This window comes from Lonepinella sp. BR2357 (genome assembly GCF_051851525.1).
Lineage (GTDB): Bacteria > Pseudomonadota > Gammaproteobacteria > Enterobacterales > Pasteurellaceae > Lonepinella.
In genome coordinates this window covers 1-19,687 of record NZ_JBPDVG010000003.1, presented here as the reverse complement: position 1 = coordinate 19,687, position 19,687 = coordinate 1, and the positions used below count along the sequence as shown (strand labels likewise).

At 42.9% G+C, this 19,687-nt stretch carries 15 protein-coding genes; 7 read left to right on the top strand and 8 right to left on the bottom strand.

Annotation, left to right across the window (positions count from 1 at the left end; translation table 11 throughout):
- Positions 1-40: 40 nt before the first annotated feature.
- Positions 41-1,363: an MFS transporter gene (locus ACTG7L_RS02265; protein WP_439287327.1), complete on the bottom strand. Its 1,323-nt coding sequence runs from the start codon at positions 1,361-1,363 to the stop codon at positions 41-43.
- Positions 1,364-1,393: 30 nt separating this feature from the next.
- A complete protein-coding gene (gene plsB / locus ACTG7L_RS02260; protein WP_439287326.1) occupies positions 1,394-3,865 on the bottom strand; it encodes a glycerol-3-phosphate 1-O-acyltransferase PlsB in 2,472 nt (823 codons plus the stop codon).
- Positions 3,866-3,997: 132 nt separating this feature from the next.
- Between plsB and acnB the strand changes: the two genes are divergently transcribed.
- Positions 3,998-6,607, top strand: a complete 2,610-nt coding sequence (acnB, locus tag ACTG7L_RS02255; protein ID WP_439287325.1) for a bifunctional aconitate hydratase 2/2-methylisocitrate dehydratase — start codon at positions 3,998-4,000, stop codon at positions 6,605-6,607.
- 76 nt (positions 6,608-6,683) lie between these two features.
- Positions 6,684-7,772, top strand: coding sequence for a metallophosphoesterase (locus tag ACTG7L_RS02250; RefSeq protein ID WP_439287324.1), 1,089 nt, complete (start codon positions 6,684-6,686; stop codon positions 7,770-7,772).
- 102 nt (positions 7,773-7,874) lie between these two features.
- On the opposite strand, the gene proB is transcribed toward ACTG7L_RS02250, so the two are convergent.
- The gene (gene proB, locus ACTG7L_RS02245; protein ID WP_439239948.1) at positions 7,875-8,981 is read right to left on the bottom strand and encodes a glutamate 5-kinase; all 1,107 of its coding nucleotides are present in this window, start codon (positions 8,979-8,981) and stop codon (positions 7,875-7,877) included.
- Between the two features lie 152 nt (positions 8,982-9,133).
- Between proB and ACTG7L_RS02240 the strand changes: the two genes are divergently transcribed.
- Both ACTG7L_RS02240 and ACTG7L_RS02235 read left to right on the top strand, forming a co-directional pair.
- Positions 9,134-9,931 (top strand): threonine/serine ThrE exporter family protein, encoded by a 798-nt coding sequence (locus ACTG7L_RS02240; RefSeq protein WP_439287323.1) that lies wholly within the window; start codon positions 9,134-9,136, stop codon positions 9,929-9,931.
- 1 nt (position 9,932) lies between these two features.
- Positions 9,933-10,397 carry a threonine/serine exporter family protein gene (locus tag ACTG7L_RS02235; RefSeq protein WP_439239944.1) on the top strand — a complete coding sequence of 155 codons (465 nt, stop codon included), beginning with the start codon at positions 9,933-9,935 and terminating at the stop codon, positions 10,395-10,397.
- 66 nt (positions 10,398-10,463) lie between these two features.
- On the opposite strand, the gene ACTG7L_RS02230 is transcribed toward ACTG7L_RS02235, so the two are convergent.
- Positions 10,464-11,045 (bottom strand): thymidine kinase, encoded by a 582-nt coding sequence (locus ACTG7L_RS02230; protein WP_439287322.1) that lies wholly within the window; start codon positions 11,043-11,045, stop codon positions 10,464-10,466.
- 13 nt (positions 11,046-11,058) lie between these two features.
- Complete coding sequence (gene tsaD, locus ACTG7L_RS02225; RefSeq protein ID WP_439287321.1) at positions 11,059-12,093, bottom strand: tRNA (adenosine(37)-N6)-threonylcarbamoyltransferase complex transferase subunit TsaD; 1,035 nt, start codon at positions 12,091-12,093, stop codon at positions 11,059-11,061.
- Positions 12,094-12,297: 204 nt separating this feature from the next.
- Here tsaD and rpsU point away from each other — a divergent pair, with 204 nt between their 5' ends.
- The 3 genes from rpsU (at position 12,298) to rpoD (ending at position 16,331) form a co-directional block, all read left to right on the top strand.
- Complete coding sequence (gene rpsU / locus ACTG7L_RS02220) at positions 12,298-12,513, top strand: 30S ribosomal protein S21 (protein WP_439239938.1); 216 nt, start codon at positions 12,298-12,300, stop codon at positions 12,511-12,513.
- Between the two features lie 108 nt (positions 12,514-12,621).
- Complete coding sequence (gene dnaG, locus ACTG7L_RS02215; RefSeq protein WP_439287320.1) at positions 12,622-14,373, top strand: DNA primase; 1,752 nt, start codon at positions 12,622-12,624, stop codon at positions 14,371-14,373.
- Positions 14,374-14,462: 89 nt separating this feature from the next.
- On the top strand, positions 14,463-16,331 hold the full coding sequence (rpoD, locus tag ACTG7L_RS02210) for an RNA polymerase sigma factor RpoD (RefSeq protein ID WP_439287319.1): 1,869 nt from the start codon (positions 14,463-14,465) through the stop codon (positions 16,329-16,331).
- Positions 16,332-16,391: 60 nt separating this feature from the next.
- Here rpoD and ACTG7L_RS02205 read toward each other — a convergent pair whose 3' ends face one another.
- From ACTG7L_RS02205 to ACTG7L_RS02195, 3 genes are all read right to left on the bottom strand, one after another.
- Positions 16,392-17,636 carry a hypothetical protein gene (locus ACTG7L_RS02205; protein ID WP_439287318.1) on the bottom strand — a complete coding sequence of 415 codons (1,245 nt, stop codon included), beginning with the start codon at positions 17,634-17,636 and terminating at the stop codon, positions 16,392-16,394.
- A gap of 8 nt (positions 17,637-17,644) precedes the next feature.
- Positions 17,645-18,787 carry a DUF2827 family protein gene (locus ACTG7L_RS02200; RefSeq protein WP_439287317.1) on the bottom strand — a complete coding sequence of 381 codons (1,143 nt, stop codon included), beginning with the start codon at positions 18,785-18,787 and terminating at the stop codon, positions 17,645-17,647.
- 184 nt (positions 18,788-18,971) lie between these two features.
- Positions 18,972-19,687 (bottom strand): YadA family autotransporter adhesin (locus ACTG7L_RS02195; RefSeq protein WP_439287316.1); only part of this gene is annotated, 716 nt, incomplete at its 5' end.

Genomic DNA, 19,687 nt, shown 5'->3' with positions numbered 1-19,687 from the left:
GCACATAAAAATCCCCACTACTGCGTGGGGATTTTTGTTTTTAAAGGGCTTGAATTTTGCTTGGACGTTTTAAGAAAAATAACGCCACCACCGCAATGAGTAGCACAAAACCGACGGCAATATACAGGCTTTGTTTTTGCCAACCTAAATCTAATAACGAACCCGCAATGGTCGGCGCCAGAATCGATCCCACACGCCCCATGCCAATCGACCAACCCACACCGGTACTACGAATATCCGCCGCATAAATATTCGGATTGAGCGTATATAAACCGCTGATACAGCCGTTCATTAACGCCCCTACCAATACACCAAACACCATGGCTAACCATAAAATAGCAGAGGAGAAAATAAAGATAATAATGGCGCAAGAGGAGAGCACCGTAAATAGCATTAACACATGACGGGCAGACCAACGGCTCGCCAATAAGCCATAACATAAGGAGCCAATGGTGCCACCAATAGAAATCATCATACCCACCACAATACTGGCATTTTCCGTCATGCCCGCCTCTTTTAATAGGGCCGGCGTCCAAGAACTGACGAAATAGAAACTGAACATAATGGCGAAAAAAGCGGTCCAAATTAACAACGTCGAACGCAAATATTGGGCGTTAAATAACTGCGAAATGGGGAGTTTTTTCACCGCACTTTGACCGTCTTGTTGTGCGGTTTGCATTGGCAATGACCAATCTTTGCCTAAGCCCATTTTTTGGGTTATTTTGTTTAACCGTTGTTGCGCATTGTGCGGTTGTTTATTTAACAGAAAATCAATGGATTCAGGCAACCAAGCCAATAAAATCACAAAGCATAAACCTGTTAAAGCCGCACCGGCTAAATACACCGCACGCCAACCGTACACATCTTGCAAACCGACAGCAAAAAAGCCCCCTAACACGGCACCTACGCCAAAGCCCGCCGCATACACGCTAATCGCAAAGCTCCGCCATTTGCGAGAGGAATATTCACTGGTTAATACGTTGGTGCCAACTAAAATACCGCCCACGCCTAAACCGGTGAGCAAGCGCCAACCGAATAGGGCGTCATGATGGCTAATAAAGGCAGATCCGAACATTCCCAAGGCAGATAAGCCAATGGCAATCAGTAATAACGGACGACGGCCGATTTTATCCGCCAGTGGGGCCAAAAATAAGGAGCCGGCGGTCATTCCTATTAACCCTGCACTCATTAAATACCCGAGTTGCACGCCAGATAAGGCAAATTCGGCTTTAATGGAGGAGGCAGTAAAGGCTAGCGCCAATACATCAAAGCCATCTAATAAGTTCATAATGGCAGCCATGGCCACAATGGCCCATTGGTAGCCAGACATGGGGCTTTGGTCGATCTTTTCTCGTAAATTCATAGGGTTCCTTAAAGGGATAATAAAAAATAATTATACGTTATCTTCGGTTTTATCTTCTGGCGCCACCTCGTTGTTGGTGGTTTCTTCCGCTTTTTCCACCGCACTTTGAATGGTCAAGTTAATTTCAGCCGAAATCAAACGGGTGAAAATATCCGATAATTGTTGTAATTTGGTCAAATCTGCTTGGCCATTTTCATCAAAATAACCGTTTGTTTTCAAACTATTAATAAAACCAGAGAACACGGCTTTATCAAAAAATTCAGGGGCATTAATCCCATGTAATACCGATAAACGTTGTGCCACCGATTGGCTTTCTTTTTCCAAACTCGCACGAGACATGCTCGGATCGTTACACAGCAAGCTCACCGCAATTTGATAACGTTGCAAAATCTCACGCATACCGGCCGACCACAGTTGTAAACCACGCACTTTTGGTCGGTTGATACTGAGCAAGCTGTCGTTGCATTTGATTAATTCTTGGCGAGCTAATTCGGCAATCACACTTTCAATGCGTTGGTTCAGTTCTTCGTTGCTAAAATGTAAAAATAACTCGGCACGTAAGAACGGATAAATTTTATTCACCGCATCAATCACCAAATCTTTTTGGGTAGCCTCATAATGCAACACAATGCTCGCCACTAAAGACGGTAACACAAATAAGTGTTGGATATTGTTGCGATAATAGGTCATTAATACCGCTGAATTACGTTCTAAACGGATAATTTCCCCGAAATTATCTTTTTCCGTTAACACGCCGACACGATCTAAACTTAACACATGATTGAGCATTTCCTCTGGCGTTTCCGTTGGAATAATCACATCTTGTGAATATGGCGTATTTTGTAATAATTGTTGATAGCTTTCCAACTGCTCCAATAATTGCTCACGGGATAGCGCACGTTGGCGTGAGGACAGTAAGGCGGTGCCGGTTAAGTTCATGGCATTAACGGCGGCGGCGTTGTTAATGTTTACCATCACTTGATTGGCTACTTGATCCACCGCTTGGTTAAACCAACTTGGGCGTTCTTCTTGGAGGCTTTGTTTCCATTCTGGATAATGTTGCGTGAGGTAGCTATTGAGTGAAATCGGTTCGCCGAAATTCACATAGCCTTTACCGAGATTGCGTAATTTTTTGATTACTCGCAACACTAACCCTGCATTTTCTTTCTCTTTGGCCGCACCACGCAATTCTTTGGCATAGGTGTCCACTTCTAACACGTGTTCATAACCCACATACACGGGCACCAAGGAAATCGGGCGAGTTTGGCCTTGTTGTAAGGCTTGCAAGGTCATGGACACCATGCCGGTTTTCGGTGCTAATAAGCGACCTGTACGTGAGCGACCGCCCTCAATAAAGAATTCCACGGCATAACCACGGTGGAATAATTCCGCTAAATATTCACGGAACAGCGTAGAATAGAGGCGATTGCCTTTGAACGTACGGCGAATAAAGAATGCCCCGCCACGACGGAATAAGCCGCCCACTGGCCAGAAATTAAGGTTGATCCCTGCAGCAATATGCGGTGTTACTAAGCCTTGATGATACAGCACATAAGACAGCAATAAATAGTCAATATGGCTACGGTGGCAAGGAATATACACAATTTCATGTCCCTCTAAGGCCAGTTTACGCACTCGGTCGGCATGTTGAACATCAATGCCTTGATACAGTTTATTCCATAACCAACGTAAAAAACGGTCGGCAATACGCAAACTTTCATAGCTCACATTGGCGGCAATTTCATCCAGAATTTTTTGCGCCTCTTGAGTGGCTTTTTCATGGCTTATTTTTTTAGTGGTGGCCTCATCATCAATGGCTTGTAAAATCGTTGGCGATTGCAATAGTTTTTTGAACATGGCTTGACGATTCGGTAAGCGAGGACCCGCCGCAGAAATACGCTGTTTGGCAAAGTGCATTTTCGCTACACGAGCCAATTTTTGAGCGATTTTTTCATCCGAACCATGTTCATCCACCATATAACGTAGTGACACCGCTTGCGAGAAACGCACAAAGGTATCACGGCCAAACCATAACACGGTAAAGGTTTTTTGAATACCATTCAGTAAGCGTAATTTCGGCAAGCCATTTTTATCTTCTTGCCCCGGTGAACGCCCCCATAACACGGAAACGGGCACCACTTGCACATTTAACTCGGGCAATGTGCGGTGTAATTCTAAGTAGTTATAGAATACTTTTTCCGTTTCTTTTTTGGCGCCCTTAGATTTAAAGAAACTATGTCCCTCATCTAAAAATACATAACGTGGTAGTTTTTCACCGTTGATTTCATTGGGTTGCAACGGATCGGGCAACCCTACATTTAAACAGTTACGTTGAAAAATCACTAAATCCGTTTGTGAGGTATAAGGCAGAACATAGACAAAGGGTTGATTGATATCCAATTCCAATTCTTCTATTGGGTGATGTGGAATAGAATTGTTTTTGACCAATAATGATAAAGGGAACGCTAAAATTTTACGGTAGAGATTGGCTAAAGTTGACATTGAAAAATCCTTTGGTTTTATCAAATTAGCGCTAGTTTATCATAGCTTAATGATTTGTTTCAAAAACTTATTGTCGATAAGAGAGAACAGTATTAATATGTAACAGAATTGCAACAAAAATAAGGAGCTCCTATGTCTAGTTTTTTACAAAATTACCAAAAACACGTTGATGAACGTGCTGTACAAGGTGTTGTTCCCAAACCATTAGATGCAGAACAGACGGCACAGTTAATCGAATTGCTGAAACATCCGCCGGCAGAAAAAAGTGCGGTGGATTTGCTTGAACTTTTTGAAACTCGCATTCCAGCTGGAGTGGATGAGTCGGCTTATGTGAAAGCCAGTTTTCTGGCGGCCTTAGCCAAAGGAGAAACCCGTTCACCGCTGATTTCAACCGAACATGCCGTCAAACTGCTCGGTACCATGCAAGGCGGTTATAATATTGAGCCGTTATTGGCCGCCCTCGATAATCCTACTCTCGCTCCCATTGCTGCAAACGCCCTTTCTACTACTCTACTTATGTTTGATAATTTCCACGACGTGGCGGAACGTGCCAAACAAGGCAATACGTTTGCGCAACAAGTCTTACAATCTTGGGCCGACGCCGAATGGTTTTTATCTCGTCCAAAATTGGCGGAAAAATTAACGGTCACCGTGTTTAAAGTCACGGGTGAAACCAACACCGACGATCTTTCACCAGCACAAGATGCGTGGTCTCGTCCCGATATTCCATTGCATGCCTTAGCCATGTTAAAAAATGAACGAGATGGCATTGAGCCAGACGACGCAGGGAATATCGGCCCGATTAAACAAATTGAACGCCTTAAACAACAAGGGTTCCCCTTGGCTTATGTGGGCGACGTGGTGGGAACGGGATCTTCTCGTAAATCTGCCACCAACTCGGTACTTTGGTTTATGGGGGAAGATATTCCTTATATTCCGAATAAACGGGCGGGCGGCGTGGTGCTTGGCGGTAAAATTGCGCCGATTTTCTTTAACACCATGGAAGATGCAGGTTCGTTGCCGATTGAAGTGGATGTCAGCCAACTGCATATGGGTGATGTGATTGATATTTACCCTTATGCGGGCAAAATTTGCCGTCATGATACGGACGAGGTATTAGCGGAATTCCAATTAAAAACCAATGTGTTATTGGACGAAGTACGAGCGGGTGGCCGTATTCCATTGATTATCGGCCGTGGCTTAACCCATAAAGCTCGTGTGGAATTAGGTTTGCCAGAAAGTGACGTGTTCCAAAAACCACAAAGTGCGGTGCAAAATCACCGAGGTTTTACCCTTGCGCAAAAAATGGTGGGCCGAGCTTGTGGCGTAGACGGCATTCGTCCGGGTCAATATTGCGAGCCACGCATGACCTCGGTGGGTTCACAAGATACCACTGGCCCAATGACCCGAGATGAACTTAAAGATTTAGCTTGTTTGGGTTTCTCCGCCGATTTAGTCATGCAATCGTTCTGCCACACAGCCGCTTATCCAAAACCGGTCGACGTGGTGACCCATCATACGTTGCCTGATTTTATTATGAACCGTGGCGGCGTTTCACTGCGTCCGGGCGACGGTGTTATTCACTCTTGGTTAAATCGCATGTTATTGCCTGACACCGTCGGTACCGGTGGCGATTCCCATACCCGTTTCCCGATAGGGATTTCATTCCCTGCGGGTTCTGGCTTGGTCGCATTCGCGGCAGCCACTGGCGTGATGCCATTGGATATGCCTGAATCGGTGTTAGTGCGTTTTAAAGGTGAAATGCAACCAGGGATCACCTTGCGTGATTTAGTACATGCGATTCCTTACTATGCCATTAAGCAAGGCTTGTTAACCGTGGAAAAAGCGGGCAAGAAAAATATTTTCTCTGGGCGTATTTTGGAAATTGAGGGATTGGAACATTTAAAAGTGGAACAAGCCTTTGAGCTTTCCGACGCCTCCGCCGAACGTTCTGCGGCGGCCTGTACCATTAAATTAGACAAAGCGCCAATTATTGAATATTTAAATTCCAATATTGTGTTGCTGAAATACATGATCGCCGAGGGTTATGGCGATGTGAGAACCTTGGAACGTCGTATTCGTGATATGGAAAAATGGCTGGATAACCCAGAATTAATGCAAGCGGATCCTGATGCAGAATATGCGGCGGTGATCGACATTGATTTGGCGGATATTAAGGAACCGATTGTGTGTGCACCAAACGATCCCGATGATGCCCGTTTGTTGTCTGAGGTGCAAGGTGATAAAATAGATGAAGTGTTTATCGGTTCTTGCATGACCAATATCGGTCATTTCCGTGCCGCAGGGAAATTATTGGCGAAATTTAAAGACATGATCCCAACCAAATTGTGGATTGCACCGCCCACCAAAATGGATGCGTCTTTGTTGAGTGACGAGGGCTATTACAGCATTTTCGGGAAAAGTGGCGCACGGATTGAAATCCCCGGCTGTTCACTTTGTATGGGGAACCAAGCCCGTGTGGCCAATAAAGCCACGGTGGTGTCCACCTCCACCCGCAACTTCCCGAACCGTTTAGGGCAAGGCGCCAATGTGTATTTGGCCTCTGCGGAACTGGCGGCGGTGGCCTCCTTGTTGGGTCGTTTACCGACGCCAGCAGAATATTTATCTTACGCCAATGATTTACAGCAAGATAAAGACGATACTTACCGTTATATGAATTTCGACCAAATTAGCCGTTATACGCAAAAATCCGATAATGTGATTTTCCAATCTGCAGTATAACTTTTTGATAAGGTTGATTTTTTAATGAAAGGTGCGTATTATCACGCACCTTCTATTTTTTATTGGAGAGCATAAATTGGAAACTCGTTATTATTTTATTTTTGCCGCTGTTTTCGTGGTATTGCAATTATTTTTGTATATTTTTAACCGCACTTTAGGTTGGTTATATGGTGCGTTTTTACCCCAACAAGGGCGATATGCCTTTGCGATTCTTAGTTATCTCTTGGCGAACGGCATTATTTTATTGACCGTTTTGCGTGTTTCACCGAGCTTATTTCGGGTAACCCCTTATATTTTGGTGATTTTACTGTATTCTGCGTTTATTAGTCTTGCATTCGGGATCATTTGGTGGCTCGGTAAAAGTTATTTCCAGAGTCCTCGTTTATTGGCATGGGCTTATCCCGTGGCCATGTTCGGGCTGATTTCGGTGAGTGTATACAATGCTTACACACCGAAAATTGTGCATTATCAAATTACCCTTGATAAACCGCTCAAACCCCTACGAATCGGGCTAGCCAGTGATTTTCATTTGGGCACGTTGTTTGGCGCCAAACAGATGGATCAACTGGCGGCGATTTTTGATCAGCAAAAAGTCGATCTTATTTTGCTCCCAGGGGACATTATGGACGACAACGTGGACGCTTATTTAAGCCAACAAATGCAACCGAGTTTAGCCAAACTTAAGGCACCCTTAGGCGTTTATGCCACCTTGGGAAATCATGATTTCTTTGGCGATCAACAACGGATTGCCGAGCAAATTAAACAAGCGGGTATCAAGGTTTTATGGGACCAAACCGAAACCATTCATCAGGAATTTGTGATTGTGGGACGTAATGATGATCTCGTCAAAGATCGCCCGAGTACCGCACAATTACTGCAATCGGTCGATACCTCATTACCCATTTTTGTGCTTGATCACCGCCCCTCTGAAATTGAACAAATTTCGCAATTACCCGTGGATTTACTGGTGGCAGGGCATACGCACAACGGCCAAATTTTCCCTGCGAATTTGATTACCAAATTAACTTATCGGTTGGCTTACGGCCATGAAAAAATTGGTCACGGCCATTTTATCGTCACCTCTGGCTATGGTTTTTGGGGCATTCCAATGCGCCTCGGTTCGCAATCAGAAGTGGTAATTATTGATGTAAAAGGCAAGGAATAAACAAGCTCCTACGCTAAAAATAACGTAAAAAAACACCGCACTTTTTAGGCAATGATCAACGTAGATTAAGCCGAAAAGTGCGGTGTAAAATAGCGCAGAATATTATTTCTTCAACACCACCATATCATCACGATGTATCGCCACCGCCCCATATTCATAACCCAGAATTTGTTCAATTTGCTGAGATTTTTTGCCTTGAATACGGCTTAAGGCATCACTGTTATAACGTGGCATACCGAGCGCAATGTCTTTGCCACTGCGGGTGCGGATTTTGACCACTTCACCCCGTGAAAAACGCCCTTGCACCTCCACAATCCCCGCAGGCAATAAGGATTTTTGTTGGATTAACAGTGCATTTTCTGCCCCCTCATCAATCACCAACGTACCTGCAGACGGCGCAGCGAAAAGCCATTGTTTACGGCTTTCCAAGTGTTCAGCCGGTACCGTAAATTTGGTGCCAATAGGTTTATCATAGGCCAAATCCACAATCACATTTTCACGATTGCCCGACACAATAATGGTTTCAATGCCTGAACGGGTGGCCACATCCGCCGCCGTGATTTTGGTGGACATCCCGCCCGTGCCTAAATTGGTGCCACTGCCCCCCGCAATCGCACGGATATGATCGTTAATTTGCGCCACCTCGGGAATTAATTTCGCCTCAGGATTTTTGCGAGGATCACTGTCAAATAATCCTTGTTGATCAGTTAATAAATAAAGCTGATCCGCTTGTACTAAAATCGCCACCAAAGCGGATAAATTATCGTTATCGCCCACTTTAATTTCTGCGGTGGCAACGGCGTCATTTTCGTTGATCACGGGAATAATACGGTTGTCTAATAACGCATGCAAAGTATCACGTGCATTAAGAAAGCGTTCACGATCTTCAATGTCGGCACGACTTAATAAAATTTGCCCAATGTGAATATCGTAAATAGCAAAAAGCTGCTGCCACGTTTGAATCAGTTGACTTTGACCAACGGCGGCCAATAATTGTTTAGAGGCAATGGTCGGCGGTAATTCAGGGTGATTGAGATAATCACGCCCTGCAGCAATGGCGCCTGACGTGACAATCACAATGCGAAATCCCGCTTGATGCAGTTGGGCGAATTGACGTACAATTTCAATCATATGTGGGCGGTTTAATGTTGGCGAACCTTGCGTTAAGGTGCTGGTGCCAAATTTCACCACAAGGGTTTTTTGTGTCATAATAAAAGCCTAGAAATAAGAAATGCGCTTAAATTAACATTAAAATCTAAAAAAATCATTAATTTTTTACCGCACTTTTCTTGATTTAAGACAAATTAAATAATGATAAAACCCCGTATAATAGGGGCTAATTTATTGGTTAGGATGATGTCATGGAACAATATCAACAAACAGAAACAGAAGCTGAAGAACAGCAACGTGAAATCACGAGGCTTTGTGTCTTGGTGGCGCAACTATTATTACAACATGGTGCCGAGAGTATGGTGGTGTCGCAAAGTGCAGTACGTTTAGGCAAAGCCTTAGGGGCGGCGTCAGTAGAATGTGCATTAACCCCAAACGCGATTATTTTAACTACCTTAATGAATGGTCATTGCATTACCACCGCACGGCAAAATAGCGATAAAGGCATTAATATGCAAGTGGTGACTGCGGTGCAGCGGATTGTGATTTCGGCAGAACATCATATTTATGACATTCACTTGGTGCGTAAAAAATTAGAACAGATTAAACCGCTGAAATATAACCGTTGGCTTGTGGTGTTTATGATCGGCTTATCTTGCGCCTGTTTTTCCCATCTTTCTGGCGGTAATCATATTATTTTTGGCATTACCTTTGTGGCCTCTGCGGTGGCCATGTTTGTACGGCAAGAATTAGCTAAACGGCATTTTAACCCGCTGATTGTGTTTGGTGTCACGGCCTTTGTGGCGACCTTGATTTCAGGTTGGGCGTTAAAACTCAATTTAGGCAACAACCCTCAGATTGCCTTGGCGTCCAGTGTGTTATTACTTGTCCCTGGTTTCCCGTTAGTGAATTCCATTGCGGATATTTTAAAGGGCCATATCGGTATGGGCTGGGCCCGTTGGACCTTGGCCACGGTGTTGACCTTTGGCGCTTGTATGGGCATTGTTCTCGGATTAAATGTTTTAAATATTGCACATTGGGGAAATTAACATGGATTTGATTTTATTATTACTAGACGATATGTTTTTTGCCGCTATCCCTGCGGTGGGCTTTGCGTTGATTTTTAACGTGCCGCCTAAAGCCTTGATTTATTGTGGCGTGTTAGGCGCATTGGGGCATAGTTTCCGTACCCTGTTATTGCATTTTGATGTCGCCTTGGTGTTGGCAACCTTGCTTGCCTCTGCGTTGATTGGGTTTGCGGGTGTGCATATTTCACAACGTTATTTAGCGCACCCGAAAGTGTTTACGGTGGCGGCGATTATCCCAATGATTCCTGGGATTTATGCCTATAAAGCGATGATTGCCATTGTACAAATTAACTATCATGGTTATGCGCCCGATCTGTATGAACATATGATTAACGATTTTATTAAAACCGGATTCTTACTCGGGGCGTTAGTGATTGGGTTGGCCTTGCCAAGATTAATGTTTTATCGCAATACGCCCGTGGTGTAATGGCGACAGAAAGTGCGGTGTTTTTGGGGTAAATTTTGCCAATATTCGCACCGCACTTTAAGCTCTTTAGGTATTTTCCATCATTTCCTTATAATGTCGGCGACAGACGGAAAGGTATTTATCATTGCCACCGATTTCAATTTGATTGCCGTCTTTCACCACCTCGCCTTGCGCATTTAAACGCAACACAAAATTGGCCTTGCGACCGCAATAGCAAATGGTTTTCAATTCTTCTAATTGATCCGCCCAAGCGAGTAAATGTTGGCTGCCCTCAAATAAATTCGCCTGAAAATCCGTGCGTAAACCATAACACAGCACGGGAATATTGAGTTTATCCACCACATCACTTAATTGACGAACCTGTGCTTGACTTAAAAATTGCGCCTCGTCGATCAAAATACAATGCAATTTCTCTTGTTCCACATGTTGCTTGATTTCTTGCCAGAGATCGCTGTTTTTATTAAATAATCTTGCCTCTTGGCTGATACCAATTCTTGAGGTAATTTTCCCGACACCAAAGCGATCATCAATGGCCGCGGTATAAAGCAACACGTTCATTTGACGTTCCACATAGTTGTAGGCGGATTGCAACAGGGTGGTGGATTTTCCTGCGTTCATGGTGGAGTAATAAAAATAGAGTTTTGCCATGGTTGTTAACCTTTTAAATTGATGCCAATTCCGTCATGGCCCAGCGGGGTTTGACGTCAATGGCGAGATCCGATTGTTCACCATTTTTTAAACGTAAAAATCCCACGTAAGCGATCATGGCACCGTTGTCCGTGCAAAATTCGGGGGCAGGGTAAAAGACTTGCCCTTTTAAACTTTGCATTAATTGCTGTAAACCTTGGCGTAATTGTTTGTTTGCACTGACCCCACCTGCAATAACTAAACGATTGTAGCCCGTTTGGGCTAATGCTCGTTTGCATTTAATCGCTAAGGTATCGACCACGGCAGTTTGGAAAGCGTGAGCAATATCCGCCTTGTCTTGTTGACTGAGTTCGTTTTGCTGTTTGATTAATTGGTTGATCGTATTGGCCGCCGCCGTTTTTAAGCCAGAAAAACTGAAATCTAAGCCCGGTCGATCCGTCATAGGTTTGGGAAACACAAAACGCCCCGTTTGCCCTTGTTCGGCTAAACGAGAAAGGGCGGCGCCACCGGGGTAATCTAAACCCAGTAATTTAGCGGTTTTATCAAAGGCCTCACCGGCGGCGTCATCAATGCTTTCGCCCAATAATTGATAACGCCCCACGCCCTCGACTTGCACTAATTGCGTATGTCCGCCCGACACTAATAAGGCCACAAAAGGAAACTGCGGTCGATTTTCGGGCCGTTCTAACATGGGCGCGAGTAAATGCCCCTCCATGTGATGTACGCCAATAGCGGGAATATGCCACGCATAAGCCAGTGAACGAGCAATGGTGGCACCCACTAACAAGGCACCGACTAAACCCGGACCAGAGGTGTATGCAATACCATCAATATCTCGGGCGGTGAGGTTGGCTTGTTGCAAGGCTTGCTGAATTAAGGGCAAGGTTTTGCGAATATGATCACGGGAGGCCAATTCTGGCACCACACCACCGTAATCCGCATGCAAGGCAATTTGGCTATACAGTTGATTGGCGATTAAGCCTTGTTGTTCATCATAAATGGCAACACCTGTTTCATCACAGGAGGTTTCAATGCCTAGGATCTTCATCAAATACTCTTTATTTTGTTATTCTGCTAAAAAATAAGTGAGATTTTACCGCACTTTAGCGATTTTGCACAGAAAAGATCAAAATCCTACTTTACTTTTAGGGGTAAATTAGATTAAAATTGCGACCTTTATTGAGTAAGTTACTCAGTAATTTTGCAAAATTAACTCAACTTATTTATCAAATTTTAATAGAGGTGATGGCTTATGCCAGTAATTAAAGTTCGTGAAAACGAATCATTTGACGTTGCATTACGTCGTTTCAAACGCTCTTGCGAAAAAGCGGGTATTTTAGCAGAAGTGCGTGCACGTGAATTCTACGAAAAACCAACAACAATTCGTAAACGTGAAAATATTTCTCGTGCTAAACGTCACGCAAAACGTGTTGCACGTGAGAACTCTCGCAACACACGTTTATATTAATTAGACGTTCTAATTAACATTTGCGCTAAACAAACCGTGAAACCACTTGGAATCACGGTTTTGTTCATTTAATTGTTGTCTTGGTTTGGCTCACATAAAGGGTTATCTATGGCTGGTTTGATTCCACGTTCTTTTATTAATGATATTGTGGCAAAAGCGGATATTATTGATGTGGTGAATTCTCGGGTAAAACTGAAAAAAGCCGGTAGCAATAATTATCAAGCCTGTTGCCCTTTTCATCATGAAAAGACCCCGTCTTTTACGGTCAGCAAAAGCAAACAGTTTTACCATTGTTTTGGTTGTGGCGCCCATGGTAATGCCATCAGCTTTTTAATGGAATACGACAAACTCGAATTTGTTGAGGCGGTGGAAGAATTAGCCGCCATGCTTGGCTTAGAGGTACCACGGGAAGAACGCCAGCATAAGTCCGATAAACCTTATGTGAATTATCAAACCAAAAAAGATCTGTATCAATTAATGCAAGAAATTGCGGAATTGTATCAACAGCAACTGCCACAATTTGCCCATGCACAAGCCTATTTACAACAACGCGGCTTATCCGACGAGATTATTGCCCGTTTTGCCATTGGTTTTGTCCCCGACAGCTTTGATCTGGTGGTGCGTCACTTTGGCCATAACAAGGCAGAACAGGAACGTTTGTTTTCCTTAGGCATGCTAAAACGCAGTGAACGTGGCAAGGTCTATGATACATTCCGTGATCGTGTGATGTTTCCTATTCGTGACCGCCGTGGTCGAGTGATTGCCTTTGGCGGGCGAGTGATTGGCGACGGCACGCCCAAATATCTTAATTCCCCAGAAAGCGTGACTTATCACAAAGGCAATGAGCTGTATGGTTTATATGAGGCCTTGCAAATTAACGATAGCCCGAAAGCCTTGTTGGTGGTGGAGGGCTATATGGATGTGGTGGCGTTGGCGCAATTTGGGGTGGATTATGCGGTGGCCTCACTCGGCACAGCCACCACACCAGAACAGATTAATCAGCTCTTTCGTACCACCGATCAAGTGATTTGTTGTTACGACGGTGACCGAGCGGGCCGAGCTGCTGCATGGCGAGCCTTAGAAAATGCTTTGCCTTATTTAGAAGATGGCCGTCAGTTACAATTTGTTTTTCTGCCAGAGGGAGAAGATCCTGATACCTATATTCGTCAATATGGCAAACAACAATTTGAGGACTATTTACAACAAGCTCAATCCTTGAGCGATTTCTTATTTGATCATCTACTGAAAGACGTCAGCTTAGACAGTAAAGAGGGCAAAAGTAAATTAGCGTCGTTAGCGGTGCCATTAATTGAACGTATTCCGGGTGACATGTTACGCATTTATTTAAAAAATAGTTTAGCCCATAAATTAGGTATTATCGATCCTCAACAAATTGAACGTTTATTAGCACAACCACAACAAAAAAGTGCGGTGAAAAAAATGCCCGAAGTCAAACGAACGCCTATGCGTTTGATGATCGCCCTATTATTGCAAAATCCGCAATTGGCACTAGAATTTGACTATGACGTTTCTCCCCTAGCAAGTTTAAATGAACCGGGTTTAGCCTTATTTGATAAATTAACCACCTTATGCCGTCAGCATGTCGGCCTCAACTTAGGGCAAATTTTAGAACATTTTCGTGACACCGAAGACTATAAACCCCTTGAAATTTTGGCCACATGGGATCATCTAATAGAAGATGAACATATTAGTGCGACCTACATTGAAACCTACAATTTCTTGTTGGTGCAAATTGTCGAACGTCGTATTGAACAATTAATCGCCAAAGACCGAACTAACGGTTTAGACGAAACAGAAAAACAAGAGCTTGCTCACTTATTAACCGTAAGAGCGAAATAAAACAATAGTGAATTAGCCACAAGAGTGATAAAATTTAACCCATTTTATCTTAACTATCTCAACGAACCCAAGTAAAGGCGGAGCCATTTATGGAGCAAAATCCACAATCACAATTAAAATTGTTAATAGCACAAGGGCAAGAACAGGGCTATTTAACCTTTGCTGAAGTCAACGACCATCTTCCTGAAGAACTGGTTGACGCAGAACAGATCGATAATATTATTCAGATGATCAGTGATGCAGGGATTCTCGTGTTGGAAACCGCACCGGATGCCGATGATCTTATCTTAAATGAAAATATTGATAATATTAATGATGATGTGATCGAGGAAGCGACTCAAGTATTATCTAGTGTGGAGGCCGAATTAGGTCGTACCACAGATCCTGTGCGTATGTATATGCGTGAAATGGGCAGTGTTGAATTGCTGACTCGTGAGGGTGAAATTGATATTGCCAAACGGATTGAAGATGGCATTAATACCGTACAAAGTGCGGTGGCTGAATACCCAGAATCCTTGACTTATTTATTAGAACAATATGAAAAAGTAGAAGATGGCTCAGTACGTTTAGTGGATTTGATCACTGGCTTTGTGGATCCAAATGTGGTGGAAGAAGAAGCCATTGAAGAAATCGATGAGGATATGGCCGATGAGGACGATGATGAAAATGCAGCGGTTGCCGATGTGGATTTAGACGATGAAGAAGATGAAGAAGAAACCGAATCCAGCTCCGATGACAGCGATAATGCCATTGATCCAGAAGTGGCCAGAGAGAAATTTGCGGCATTAAAAGCGCAACACATTAAAATTTTAGGACTGATCGAAAAACACGGACGTACGCATAAAAAAGTGCGGTCAGAAATTCAAGCATTATCCGAAATTTTTGTACAATTCCGCTTGGTACCACGTCAATTTGATTTATTGGTGATGTCGATTCGTGACATGATGAAACGCGTGCGTAAAGAAGAACGCCAAATTCAACGTTGGGCAGTGGATTATGCTAAAATGCCGAAAGAGGATTTTACCAAGGTCTTTTATGGCAAAGAAACCAACGATGCGTGGTTAGTCAAAATTCTAGACAGCAAGAAAACCTATGCGCCGAAATTAGCGGGATATGCTGATGATATTCGTCAAGCGATTGTGCGCTTACAACAGCTTGAACAAGAATCTCGCTTAACCATTCCACAAATTCGTGAAATTGGCGAACGTGTTGCACAAGGTGAATCTAAAGCTCGTAAAGCTAAAAAAGAAATGGTGGAAGCTAACTTGCGTTTGGTAATTTCCATTGCGAAAAAATATACTAACCGTGGCTTGCAATTCCTTGATCTCATTCAAGAGGGTAACATCGGCTTGATGAAAGCGGTGGATAAATTTGAATACCGTCGTGGTTATAAATTCTCCACCTATGCCACTTGGTGGATTCGTCAGGCCATTACTCGCTCCATTGCGGATCAGGCACGGACTATTCGTATTCCAGTACATATGATTGAAACCATCAATAAATTGAACCGCATTTCCCGTCAAATGTTGCAAGAAATGGGACGTGAAGCGACCCCAGAAGAACTGGCAGAACGGATGGGCATGCCAGAAGATAAAATCCGTAAAGTATTAAAAATCGCTAAAGAACCGATTTCTATGGAAACTCCAATCGGTGACGACGACGATTCACATTTAGGTGATTTTATCGAAGACAACACCCTTGAATTGCCATTAGACAGTGCGACAGCACAAAGCCTGCGAGCTGCTACCCATGAAGTTTTGGAGGGCTTGACCCCGAGAGAATCCAAAGTGTTACGTATGCGTTTTGGTATTGATATGAATACTGACCATACATTGGAAGAAGTCGGCAAACAATTTGACGTAACCCGTGAACGGATCCGACAAATTGAAGCCAAAGCACTGCGTAAATTACGCCATCCAAGTCGTTCGGAAACATTACGTAGTTTCTTGGATGAATAATTCATAATTACCAGTTAGAGAACTCCTCCGTTAGGGGGAGTTCTATTTTATCAATGATGTCTAGCAACTATGCAGTGCTACATCCATCAACACCCATCTTAACTGACTTTGTTCTACATTCAGCTCCCTTGTGACTAACTCAATTTGTTGTTCTGAGGCAACATAAATGGAATAAACTCGATAGGGTTCTATTTTATGTTCTACCCCATCAAGCCGATAATACACTTCTTCACAAAATCTATACCCAGCGATCCCCTCTACATAGAAACACAATTCTTGTGGGCTAGATTGGCGATTTTTTAATTTAATAGAAGCACTCCCCGCCGCCGTGACCAATAAACTGTCCTTAGTATAAACCGCATTTCTCGGCATAAAACTGGTTTTCATATATTCATTATTGATAAACGCTTCCACGATCTCGAATTGATTTGGCATGCTCGCCAATTCTTTCAACGAAAAACCGTCTTTAATCACCGAATAATAAGGATACTGTTTAATTTGATAGGCTTTCCCTTGCTCATAATATTTTTTCGGAAAACGTTTATGATAGCTAAATTCACCACTTTTACGATGCGCCCGAGTAACATGTAAACCTTGCACTGGCTCATTTTCGACTGAATATTCAACGCCATGCCCCCAATCTGATAAACGAATCCCCCATACAGGTGGGCAATTATACTTGATTGGTAATAATGCCACTCCATTTTCGTGAACAGAGTATAAATTCAAAATGGTCGCATCAATACCATATTGCATATAAAAATCATCGGATTTAGACAATAATAAGTCGGCAAAATCTCGGTATTCTTTCCACGCACTTTTTGTGCCGGTCATGACCCCAGCTTGCCAAACATATTTATGCTGTTGTTTAATCTGCTCAATCTCTTGAGAAATTTTCTCCTTGCCATATTGGTTGACACAGGTATATAAAAAACCACAAGCCCAGAGATCGTAACTACAATACAGTTTTTCGTTTTCTTGCACTTCATCAAATACAGTCAGATGCTTAACGGGAAACCAAATATCCGCATCATACAGCGCCAACGCATCATAACCATATTGTTCTGCTATTGCCGCAGCAGAAATTTGTCGATCCATTAACAATTCACTATATTGACGTTGTGGCACAAACACTTTTATCTGTTTTTCGGTTAATATTTGAATTTTGTTTTCCGATAAACCATAATCAATCACCCCGATATCACCATCAAAATCCGTTTCTTTTAAACTAATCAAAAACGGGACCAAATGTTCATACCAAATCTGATCGTTATTATCGAGTGCGGTAACAATCACTTTTTTCATACGATTATTTACTCGTCAAACAAACGTTTCAACTCTTTCTCATACAAATAAATATTCATTGGATTGACTGGCGACAAGGAATCCAAATATTCATTTGCTCGTTTCACATAAGCATCGTGATTTTTATCGTGATTTTCAATCACATCAAGCAATACTCTGGCCCCATCAAAGGCATCAAATTGATCATAATAATAACCCACGCCTTTTGGTAATAATTTAGAATTATGAATAAATGGATAGCCCCCATAAAGTGCATCATTATAAGCATAATTCAAGCCATTTTCCCATTGGTGAGCCAACACCACATCCACATAACGGGTCAAGAAATCAGGCATTTGATAACGCCCTTCAACAGTCATCACCTTATCTTTAACCAAATTCGTCCGCCCAATAAAATTAAAGAACGTATCATGATCTTTTTTCTCATAGGTATTACACAAATAAACGTGTTCAATTTTCTCTGGTGCAGTACGATAGGCTTGCTCGTAAATTAAGACAGGAGTGAAACAGTTTTTGAAGATAAAAATATTGGGTTCAAAAGAGGAAATACGTTTACTTTTTTTCTCCAGATTCGGCTTATAACCAAATTCCAGATTATGTTGATCTTTAATCCGTTTAATCACTTTATCACAAAACGTCGTCCCCCAAATTGCAGGCACCTGATAAGACGGACAACGGTTCATAATCGATAAATAAGACTCACAGGTATTCATATTTTGCGGAATAATCCAGTTTGCATCAAAGACTGTACCATTAAATGTCCGCCCCGGTTTTTTATCGAAAATAAAATACTCAATATCCATAATATAATCGGGCCCCATCTTATAGCAGACAATCTTACCATTATGACTGTGCATTCTTTTTTGATGCACTTGCTCAATGACCAACGTCCCCTCAATCAGCACATCAAGATCATCAATCACATCATCCACATAAGCAAATTTCAAGCCCAAATTGTCTAACATAAAGCCTTTAGGTGGTTCAGTTCGTTTTTCTGGCCCCCACGATACTAACACCACATCTTCAACAATTTTTGATTTCTTAAATAATTGATATAAGAAAATAATATTCTGATTGGCACCATTTGCCCAAATATCTGTTACTTTTGATTCTAAGTTAAAAGTAATCCCAACTTTATATTTACGTTTCATATTTTCACCCCGTTTAAGTATCGTAGATAAAATGATTTTTTTACCGCACTTTGACACTGTTTTACATCAGATAACGACAAGATAAGATCAACATAATCATTTTATCTACCATACTTTCGCATTTTAGATAAAATTCCAGCTATACCGAAGTATAGCTGAAATTCATTATAGGCTAATTACCTTACTACCATTGATAGCCGATACCAGCCCCAACGTTGTAATCACCTTGCGTGGTTGCCCCCGCACTCATTTTGATGATCACCTTATTGCTTTCTGATGCACGAGAATAACCTACCGCAACGGCACTTTGACCGTTATAGTTACCCACACCTAAGCCAACAACGCTACCACCTGGTTTAGTGACCTGTGGAATATTTGCCACTGCCACGGCACCTGCGATACCGGCACGCAATTTGCGATCAGTTCTGTGTAAATCACTAGAGACTTTATCTAATTGACGTTTATTCACCGCATCGGTTGGATTCACACCGTCTGCTACGTTAGTGATACGGCGTTCATGACCTGCGCTACCCACAGAAACCGTGTTCGCTTCATTTGCCACAGAATTTGCACCTAATGCCACAGAATTTGGTGCTGTTGCTTGTGCATTGGCACCAATCGCTGTTGAGTTATCGGCATTAGCGATCGCATTATGACCGAAAGCAGAGGAATTTTTACCTGTTGCTTTCGCACCATCACCATATTGTGTGGTGGTTGGGTCGCCATCATCAGAACCAAGAACTTTATCTGCGACATCTTTTGCAGCCGTTGCTGAACTTTCAGCGCTGCTTGCAGAACTGTCTGCTGCACTTGCTGAAGAACTTGCCGCTGAGGCTGAACTATCTGCTGCAGACGCAGAGGAGCTTGCTGCGGACGCTGAACTATCTGCTGCACTTGCTG